This window comes from Frankia sp. BMG5.23 (assembly GCF_000685765.2).
GTDB lineage: Bacteria > Actinomycetota > Actinomycetes > Frankiales > Frankiaceae > Frankia > Frankia casuarinae.
In genome coordinates, this window is the sequence record NZ_JDWE01000024.1 from 40,148 (window position 1) to 49,521 (window position 9,374).

Sequence of the window (9,374 nt, forward strand, 5' to 3'; positions counted from 1 at the left end):
AGGCCACGCCGCCGTCCCGGCCAGGTCCGGAATCCCACGAGGAGGAGCACTAGCTTCACCGAGAGTGATTGATCGTACAAGTCTGTTCGCATCCCCGGCCCAGGACAGCCCGACGACGCCGGTAGCGACACCGATGACGCTCGCCCGCGCCGCCACCGGACTGCGCCCAGTAATCAACGCTACCGGCGTCCTGCTCCACGGAGGGCTCGGCCGAGCTCCCCTGTCCGCGGCCGCCCGCGCGGCCCTCGACCTGGCAGCCGGCACGACCGACCTCGAGCTTGACCTCGGGACCGGACGGCGAGGACGACGAGGACGTACCGCCCTGGCCGCGTTGGCAGCCGCGGTGCCCGCGGCGGCGGGCGTGCACATCGTCAACAACAACGCGGCAGGGCTGATCCTCGCGGTGACGGCGCTGGCCGGGCGGCGGGAGATCGTGGTGAGCCGCGGGGAGCTGGTGGAGACGGCGGACGGGTTCCGGCTGCCCGAACTGCTGGTCTGCACCGGGGCTCGACTGCGGGAAGTCGGCACCACCAACCGCACGACGCTCGGGGACTACGCCGACGCGATCGGGCCGGAGACCGGGCTCGTGCTGCACGTGCATCCGTCCAGCTATCAGGTGGTGGGGCTGACTGACACCCCTGCGATCAACGATCTTGCCGCGCTCTGCGCCGATTTCGAGATCCCCCTCGTCGGTGACTGCGGCTCCGGGCTGCTACACCCCGAGCCGCTCCTCGCCGATGAACCCGACGTCACGACCTGGCTCGGCTTCGGCGTTAACGTGGTCACGACCAGCGCGGACAAGCTGCTCGGCGGGCCTCAGTGCGGCCTGCTGCTGGGACGCGCCGACCTGATCGACCGGATACGTCGGCATCCGATGGCCCGGGCAATGCGGGTCGGAAAGCTCACACTCGCCGCGCTGGAAGCCACCCTCAGCCATCCCGACTCCCCGGTCAGGCAGGCGTTGCACGCCCGACCGGAACGGCTGACAACGCGGGCCGAGACGCTCGCCGCGTGGCTACGGCGTTCGGGCATCGCAGCCTCGGCTGTGGCGAGTCGTGCGGTCGTTGACGGTGGCGGGGGTGGATCGTCGCCGCTGCCGAACGACGCCGCATTCCGTCGATCGGGCGGCCACCGGCGCGAGGGCGCACGAGACGAAGACGGCATGGCCCCGGCGGGCCCGGAGAGTGGTCTGACGATCAAAGGGTTCGGCGGCTTCGGCCCGGAGCTGCCAAGCGCCGCGGTGGCCCTGGACGCAGTCATCGCCGCCCCCCTGCGCCAGGGCGAGCCGTCCGTGTTGGGCCGGGTGGAGCAGGGATGCTGCCTGCTCGATCTGCGGACCGTTCCGGTGGAACTCGATCCCGTCCTCGCCGCCGCCGTGCTGGCTGCCGCGACCGAAGCCGGCGCGACCACGATCACCGACGCCCCGACCGAGCCGCACATCGCCGAGGATGCCGACGTCATGACGATCGAATCCATGGCCATCCCGCGCGCCACCGTGCCCGGCCGACGGGCGCCGTGAGCCTCGGCCGCCCCTACGACTCCCCGGCGTTCGCCGGCGTTCGCCGGCGCGGTGAGACGGCTGGGTTCGGTCGCCGCCGCGCTGACCCTGCTCTGCTACGGGCTCGTCCACCTGCTCGTCTGGCCCGGCGCACCCACGGGGACCCCGGATGAACGGTACCGGTGGAACGGGGAGTCCACGCTGCTCGACTCGTTCACGATCAGTGGACGGCCGATCCAGACCTCCACCTAACGCTAAAACGACGGAGAAATAAGCGATTCACGGTTCGCTCGGCGACGGCGGGGACCCGCATCGCTTCTTCGCACGTGGCGGGCCCGCTGACGGGCCCAGACATCAGGGCATTATAGAGCAAATGTTTCAAATCCGGCATATAACTCAAACTTCCGATTCAGGAATCTTGATTACCCATCGGCATCGATATACCGCTTACTGGGACCAGGGGCCGTAGAGGTGGTTCAGTACGTCGTTGTGTACTGGTTGTGCTGATTGTGATCCTTTAAGGAGTGCGGCGGATGCAGTCGGCCACCTCGGATAGCGGCGTCCAAGGAGTCACGCAATGAGCGGGTACGACTATTCGGTTGCCATCCTCGGTAGCGGCATCGCCGGCTCGACGCTGGCCAATATCCTCGCCCGACACGGTCACCGCGTGGTTCTGATTGACAGTGGCACGCATCCACGTTTCGCGCTCGGGGAGTCGACCATCGGTGAGACGACCTATCTGCTGAAGTTGCTCGCCCAGCGGTTCGACGTCCCCGAGCTCGGCCATGTGAGCAGCTTCGAGGGCGTCCGCTCCCACGTCACCTCGGCCTGCGGAGTGAAGCGCAACTTCGGATTCGTCTACCACCACGAGGGTGCGCTCCAGAACCCCGAAGAGGTCACTCAGTGCAGCGTTTCGGAGTTTCCGAACGGCCCGGAAATGCACATGCACCGCCAGGACATCGATGCTTACCTCTTCTATACGGCCGTCCGTTACGGAGCCGAACCGCGGCAACGCACGATGGTGGAAAAAGTCGACTTCGCCGACGACGCCGCGACGCTGACGACAGGGGCCGGCGAACGGATCCGCGTTCGCTACGTCGTCGACGCCTCAGGACGCAACTCCGTGTTGGCGAACCAGTTCGCCCTGCGAGAGGATCCCTGCCGGTTCCGGACGAACTCCCGCACCCTGTTCACCCACATGGTGGGGGTCACCCCCTTCGACGAGGTGACCCTCCCGAGCGGGCAGCCGTCGCTGTGGCACCAAGGCACCCTGCACCATCTGTTCGACGGCGGCTGGCTGTGGGTGATCCCGTTCGACAATCACCAGCGGGCCACCAACCCACTGTGCAGCGTCGGGCTCAACCTCGACTCGCGACGCTTCCCCAGGGATCCCTCGGTACCCGCCGAGCAGGAATGGAACGCTTATCTTGAGCGGTTCCCCAGTATCGCGCGCCAGTTCGCCGGTGCCCGGCCCGCCTGGGACTGGATCTCCACCGGTCGCACCCAGTACTCCAGCTCGCGGACGGTCGGTGACCGCTGGGCGATGATGTCCCACGCAGCCGGGGCGATCGACGCGCTGTTCTCCCGTGGCATGGCCAACACCATGCAGGTCATCTACGCCCTCGCACCAACCCTGATAGAGGCCCTCGCCGACGACGACTTCTCGGCGGAACGCTTCGGCCACATCGACACGCTCAACCAGACGATCCTGGACGTCAATGACAAGCTCGTACACGGCTCCTATGTCTCGTTCCGCGACTTCGACCTGTGGCGGGCGTGGTCGAAGGTGTGGTTCCTGGGCTGGAACATGGGCATCTCCCGGATCGTCGGAACCTACTTCGGCTATCTGGAAAAGGGCGATCCGGCGCTGTTCGACCGCCTGCTCGACGCGCCACATCTGGGCACTTTCTGCCCCGATCTGCCGGAATTCCAGCCCTTCTTCGACTCGCTCAGCGCCGTGATGGACGAGGTCGAGGCCGGCCGGCTGGCCCCGGCCGCCGCCGTCGAACGGCTCGCCACTCTGCTGGGCGGCGCCGACTTCCTCCCCGCTCCGCTCCGGCTGGGCGATGTGCTGCGCCGCTGGCACGACGGCTCCTTCGAAGCCCAGCGCCGCATGTACGAGTGGGGGCGCACGAGTTCCCCCGAGCCGCTCCGCCGCTGGTACGAGTACGACCTCGACGACCTGCTCACCCGCACGGGTGGGGTGCCCACTCCGGCAACCCTCTAAAGGTCGGGCCGCTGAGGGTCGGGGCCATCCCGCCTCCATCCGCGACGGGATCGTCCTGATCGACGGCACCCGCGGAACGGCGAGAACAGCCCGCAGAACGGCGAGAGCAGGGAGGACGGAGGACGGCGATACGATCGGCGCCCTCGCCCTCTGCCTGGGCCAGGGGCATGGAGGGAGCCGCGGTGATGGAGACAATCATCCAGAATCGGGAGGACTGGATCCGGACGACGCCGGATCCGGCGTCGTCGTCCGTCCGCACCACGCCCCATTCACCGGCCTGCGCCCTGCTGGCGGCACGGGTCATCGAGGAGATGCTGGGCGAGCTGACGTTCCACCATCTCGGCATCCTCGTCGCGGACCTCGACGCTGCCCGGGAACGGTATGCCGTCTCCCTCGGGGTCGATGCGTGGGAGTCGCGGGTCGTCTCCGGCCCCGCCGTCTGGCGCGATCGACCGATCATGATCGAGGACGTCCGGATCGCGTTCGGCCGCTTCGGCAGCAGCCTGGTCGAGCTGGTGGAACCCGGCGAGCGGCCGTGGACAGGGCGGGAAATTCTCGACCAACGTGGCGAGGGGTTGTTCTCCATCGGCTACGAGGTCGACGACCTGCCGGCGTGCCTGCACCGGGCGGTCGCCGCGGGATGCCTGGTCGAGCAACTCCGGCCGGACGCTCGGAACCCGCGACGGGCCTATCTCGACGCGGGTTCCGGACTACTGATCGAACTCATCCCCGGGGGTGCCGGACAGAACGGTTGGTGATCACTGTCCGAAACCTGCCGTCCTCGCGGGCTTGTCCTGGCGGCCATCCAAATGTCATCATCAATCGAGGCCGCCCGGCACCCCCCGAGCCGGGCGGCCTCCCTGCAGGTACGGGCCTTCCGATGTTCCGCGGGCGCCGCTATGTTGCCGTGCGCATCTCCCCCGTCACTAGCAGCCAGCGTAAAGGCGAGAACCTCCAAACCGCCGGCGTCGAGAGATGAAGCATTAACAACACTCGTTGACAACATCCGTTGACAACACCCGTCACCCGTTCCTCGAACCAGAAAAGGCCAAGCCGTCAGGAGCCGTGAACGGCAATCCCGATGATCACACCGATGAGCGTCGTCGCGATGGCGACGAAGGTTGCAATCTTCCCCCGTCCGCTGCCCTGGTTCGGCCTGGTCACCGGTCCCGACCGGCAAGATGCTCCGCGACAAAGCGTTCCATGCCGGCGACGAAGGCACGCGCGTCCTCGGCGGGCCAGTCGTCGAGCATGCGCTGGAAGACGTCGGCCAGCCGACGCCGAGAGCGATCGATGGCGGCCCGGCCCTCGTCGGTGAGCGTCAGGCGGACCGCGCGGGCGTCATCGGGATCGGCCGAACGGCGCAGCAACCCGAGCGCCTCGAGACGATCACTGTGCCGGCTCACCACCGAACGGTCGATGCCGATCTCCATGCTCAGCTTGCGCGCCGTGGTCGGGCCCGTACGGGCCAGACCGTTGAGCACGGGGTAGACAGCCTCGTCGAGTCCGACGTCCGCCGAGGAGAGCAACTCCCCGAACAGACGCGTCCGGTTCGGCCGGGTCAGGAGAAGTCCGAGCGCTGTCGCGAGCCTCGCGCCGTCGTCTGAACCCACCACACGACCCTACTCTGCGTGCACCATGCACCAATTCGTGCGGGGTGCGGATCCACGCGGGGGCACCGACCCACGCGGGGCGTCGGTGGCGCGCGGGAGCGACGAAGACGCACGGAAGGAGGAAGTGCGATGGCTCACACCCGACCCGGCGGAAGGGTGCGACTGCCGGGCACGGCAGAATTGCCGGGGCGGCCCCGTGCAGAACCACCGCAAGGCACCAGGCAGGCGCCAGCACGCGACCGCGGATCCGGAAGGCACACCGTGACGGGCATGCTCACAGCACAGCGGACGAGTCCGATCGAGCAGATCACCGCCGATCATCGACGGGTCTCGGTGGACCTCGGCTCACGCAGCTATCCGATCGATATCGGTCCCGGGGTCCGCCGAATCCTGCCCGACATCGTCGCGCGGATCGGCGCCCGGCGGGCCGTCATCGTCTCGGCGCGGCCGCAGGACGCGGTTCCCGACCCGGGCGTGCCGGTACTGCGGCTGGCCGCACGGGACGGCGAGGCGGACAAGAACCTGTCGAACGTCGAGGCGCTCTGCGGCCGGTTCGCGGCTTTCGGGCTGACCCGGTCGGACGTCGTCATCTCCTGCGGCGGGGGAACCACCACGGACGTCGTCGGGCTCGCCGCGGCGTTGTACCACCGCGGCGTGGCGGTGGTACACCTCCCGACATCCCTGCTCGCCCAGGTGGACGCGAGCGTCGGCGGGAAGACGGCGGTGAACCTGCCCGCCGGCAAGAACCTCCTCGGTGCCTACTGGCAACCCAGCGCCGTCCTCTGCGACACCGACCACCTGCGGACCCTGCCCCGGCGGGAGTGGATCAACGGCTACGGCGAGATCGCGCGGGCCCACTTCATCGGCACCGGGGACCTGCGCGGTCTGCCGGTGACGGAGCAGATCACCGCCAGCGTGGCGCTCAAGGCCGCCGTCGTCGCTCGGGACGAACGGGACTCAAGCCTGCGCCACATCCTCAACTACGGCCACACCCTGGGGCATGCCCTGGAGCGCGTCACCGACTTCGTGCTGCGCCACGGTGAGGCGGTGGCGATCGGCACCGTGTTCGCCGGCCGTCTCGCCGGGGAGCTCGGCCGGATCGGGGACGATCGGGTCCGCGAGCACCTGGACGTGGTCCGCGGCTACGGGCTGCCGACGGCCCTGCCCACCGAGGCGGACGCCGCCGAACTCGTCGCCGTGATGCGTCTGGACAAGAAGTCGACGAACACCGGCCTCACCTTCGTGCTCGACGGTGCGGACGGCCCACAGCTGGTGGGCGACATTCCGGAGGACCTGGTCATGAAGACGCTCGGCGACATGCCGCGCGGGCCGCTGGCCTGACGCCCGTGCCACCGGCCGCGCATGCTGTCACGGGCGCCACCCGTCTGTTCGCCGTCGTCGGGGATCCCGTCGAACAGGTACAGGCGCCGTCGTTACTCAATCCGCTGTTCGACGAACTCGGGCTTGACGCCGTCCTCGTACCGGTGCACGCCCGGCAGGCGGACTTCCCCGCCGTGCTCGATGGACTCCGGCGCATCGAGAACCTGGACGGCATCCTGATCACGATTCCGCACAAGGCCGCCGCCTGCGCCCTTGCCGACGAACGCAGTCCGGCGGCCGCGATCAGCGGGAGCGCCAACGCACTGCGCCGCGGCCCGTCCGGGCGCTGGCAGGCCGACAACTTCGACGGAGCGGGATTCGTCCGGGGACTGACGGCCGCCGGACGTCCGGTGGCCGGAACGCGGGTCTCGCTACTGGGCGCGGGCGGCGCCGGCAGCGCCATCGCGGCCGCGCTGCTCGACGCCGGCAGCACACGGCTGTCGATCTACGATCCGGATCGGGAGAAGCGCGACGGCCTGCTCGCCCGCCTCGACGAGCATTGGCCGGACCGCGCCGTCGGCGTCGCGACACCCCTGCTGCACGATGTCGATCTCGCGGTGAACGCCACGCCGCTCGGCCTGCGTCCGAACGATCCGCTCCCCTTCCCGCCGGATGGGCTCGCGGCGGGCTGCGTCGTGGCGGACATCATCATGAAACCGCCCGACACCCGCCTGCTGCGGGCCGCGGCCGCACTCGGCCTGCCGACCCATCCGGGCATCCACATGCTCGCCCACCAGATCGGCTTCTACCGCTCGTTCTTCGATCTCGTCCCGGCGGCACCCGCCTGACGACCTGCGAGGGCTCATGCGTGCACCATCCCCAACCGGCTGTCTGGGTATCGACGTGGGCGGCACCAAGGTCGCGCTGCGCATCGAGGCCGCACAGGCCGGGACGGCACAGGCCAGGACAGCACAGGCCAGGACAGCACAGGCCGGGGCCGCACAGGCCGGGACGAACCCGATGGGAGGCGACGAGCAGATCGGCCCGAGCAGGCCGAGCGGACCGGAGGGTCCCGTCAGGCCGGTGGAGACAACCTTCCAGTGGTCGCCGTCGGCGACCGCCACCCAGGACATCGACGATCTCGCCGCACACGTTGCCGCGCTGACTGCCCGATGGGGCGGTCGGGTTGACGCCGTCGGCGTGGCGATGCCCGCGACCATCGACGCCGCCGGCCGGGTCACAACATGGCCGGGCCGGCCGGCCTGGACCGGGCTCGACCTCGGCGCCGCGCTGCGGGATCTGCTGCCGGGCAGCACCGTGGTCTGCGGCGACGACGGCGATCTGGCCGCGCTCGCAGAGGCGGACGCGGCCGGCTGTGAGAACGTGGTCTACCTGGGAGTCGGGACGGGCGTCGGCGGCGGGATCGTGCTCGGCGGCCGGTCCTGCCCGGGGCCCGGTCGCGGCTCCAGCGAGATCGGACATCTGATCATCTCGTCCGACGGGCCCAGCTGCGACTGCGGCCGCCGCGGATGTGTGCAGGCAACCGCGTCCGGGCCGGCCACCCTGCGCCGGGCCACCCAGCGGCGTGGTGCGGAGGTGACCTTCGCCGAACTGCGCGCAGCCTGGCTCGCGGCCGACGCCTGGGCGGTGCGGACGGTAGGCGAGAGTGCCGCGGCGATCGCCACGGCCGTCATCGGGCTGACCGAACTGCTGCATCCCGCGATGGCGGTGGTCGGCGGCGGGTTCGCGGCCGGCCTGCCTGGATTTCCGCGGGCGGTCGCCGAGCACGCCCAGACCCTTGCCCGTCCGGGACATCCGCCCGCGCCCGTCCGCCCAGCGTTGCTGGGCGGCCTGTCCTCCCTGTTCGGAGCGCTCCTGGCGGCTCAGTCGCCGGCGAGGATCGGCCGGCTGGCCTGAGCCGCGGGGACACCGGCGGTGCCGGCGGGTTCGACCGGGTGCGGCCGGAGAAGGGACAGCAACTCCGCGGGCCGGCGCAGCACCGCGTCCGGCCCGGCCGCGACCAGCTCGGCGCCGTCCGCCTCGCCCCACAGCGCGGCCACCGCCATCACGCCGGCCGCACGCGCGCTCTCCAGGTCGGCGACCGCGTCCCCGATCATCATCGCCTCATTCGGCGCCACGCCCAACAGCTCAAGTGCCCGGTTCACGATGTCCGGCGCCGGCTTGGGACGGGCGATCTCATCAGAGCCGATGACATAATCGAAGATCGGCAGAATGTCGAGCTCACCCAGCAGGTGCCGGGCCCGTGGACCCGCCTTGCCGGTGGCGACCGCGAGCCCGAGGCCGCGCTCGTGCAGGCTCCGCAGCAGCGCGGCGACCCCTTCGAAGAGCACCACCTGGTGGGCCAGCCGATAGCTCTCGCGGACGAACGGCTCCTCCATCTCCAGCGGCAAATTCATAATCCGCATGATGTCCGGGAAGTAGCGTCCCAGGTGCCGATTGTACTGCTCGAACGGGGGCTCGCCGGGACCCACGACCTCGGCGTAGGCGATCGTGAACGCCTGCCGCATCACTCCGAAGCTGTCGACCAGCACCCCGTCGAGATCGAAGATGACCGCACGTTTCCGTGTTCCGGACGCCGCACCGGTCCCGATGGTCGTCCCCGCACCGGTCCCGGTGGTGGTCATGGCCGACCAGGGTTTCAGCTCAGTTCCCACGTGCCCCCCCGGGCTCGACGTTGGGTGCCGTTCGATATTCG

Annotated in this window: 9 protein-coding genes; 7 read left to right on the forward strand and 2 right to left on the reverse strand. The window is 69.7% G+C overall.

Features of this window, described 5'->3' with window-relative positions; genetic code table 11:
• Positions 1–133: 133 nt before the first annotated feature.
• The 4 genes from selA to BMG523DRAFT_RS12800 all read left to right on the forward strand — a co-directional run bounded on the left by selA (position 134) and on the right by BMG523DRAFT_RS12800 (position 4,483).
• Positions 134–1,519 carry an L-seryl-tRNA(Sec) selenium transferase gene (gene selA, locus BMG523DRAFT_RS12785; RefSeq protein ID WP_023839840.1) on the forward strand — a complete coding sequence of 462 codons (1,386 nt, stop codon included), beginning with the start codon at positions 134–136 and terminating at the stop codon, positions 1,517–1,519.
• Between the two features lie 51 nt (positions 1,520–1,570).
• Positions 1,571–1,750: a hypothetical protein gene (locus tag BMG523DRAFT_RS12790; RefSeq protein ID WP_023839841.1), complete on the forward strand. Its 180-nt coding sequence runs from the start codon at positions 1,571–1,573 to the stop codon at positions 1,748–1,750.
• A gap of 325 nt (positions 1,751–2,075) precedes the next feature.
• Positions 2,076–3,725, forward strand: coding sequence for an NAD(P)/FAD-dependent oxidoreductase (locus BMG523DRAFT_RS12795; protein ID WP_011434902.1), 1,650 nt, complete (start codon positions 2,076–2,078; stop codon positions 3,723–3,725).
• A gap of 185 nt (positions 3,726–3,910) precedes the next feature.
• Positions 3,911–4,483 (forward strand): VOC family protein, encoded by a 573-nt coding sequence (locus BMG523DRAFT_RS12800; RefSeq protein ID WP_108913486.1) that lies wholly within the window; start codon positions 3,911–3,913, stop codon positions 4,481–4,483.
• Positions 4,484–4,885: 402 nt separating this feature from the next.
• Here BMG523DRAFT_RS12800 and BMG523DRAFT_RS12805 read toward each other — a convergent pair whose 3' ends face one another.
• On the reverse strand, positions 4,886–5,338 hold the full coding sequence (locus tag BMG523DRAFT_RS12805; protein WP_011434900.1) for a MarR family winged helix-turn-helix transcriptional regulator: 453 nt from the start codon (positions 5,336–5,338) through the stop codon (positions 4,886–4,888).
• A gap of 270 nt (positions 5,339–5,608) precedes the next feature.
• On the opposite strand from BMG523DRAFT_RS12805, the gene BMG523DRAFT_RS12810 reads away from it, so the two are divergent.
• Genes BMG523DRAFT_RS12810 through BMG523DRAFT_RS12820 form a run of 3 tightly spaced genes read left to right on the forward strand, consistent with a single transcriptional unit; the run spans position 5,609 to position 8,575 of the window.
• Entirely contained in the window at positions 5,609–6,679 is a 1,071-nt protein-coding gene (locus BMG523DRAFT_RS12810; protein ID WP_011434899.1) for a 3-dehydroquinate synthase, read from the forward strand.
• 5 nt (positions 6,680–6,684) lie between these two features.
• The gene (locus tag BMG523DRAFT_RS12815) at positions 6,685–7,506 is read left to right on the forward strand and encodes a shikimate dehydrogenase (protein WP_011434898.1); all 822 of its coding nucleotides are present in this window, start codon (positions 6,685–6,687) and stop codon (positions 7,504–7,506) included.
• Between the two features lie 16 nt (positions 7,507–7,522).
• Positions 7,523–8,575 carry an ROK family protein gene (locus tag BMG523DRAFT_RS12820; protein ID WP_023839846.1) on the forward strand — a complete coding sequence of 351 codons (1,053 nt, stop codon included), beginning with the start codon at positions 7,523–7,525 and terminating at the stop codon, positions 8,573–8,575.
• Here the strand turns inward: BMG523DRAFT_RS12820 and BMG523DRAFT_RS12825 are convergent.
• The gene (locus tag BMG523DRAFT_RS12825; RefSeq protein ID WP_023839847.1) at positions 8,542–9,303 is read right to left on the reverse strand and encodes an HAD-IA family hydrolase; all 762 of its coding nucleotides are present in this window, start codon (positions 9,301–9,303) and stop codon (positions 8,542–8,544) included. The two genes, BMG523DRAFT_RS12820 and BMG523DRAFT_RS12825, sit on opposite strands and share 34 nt — an antisense overlap.
• Positions 9,304–9,374: the final 71 nt, after the last annotated feature.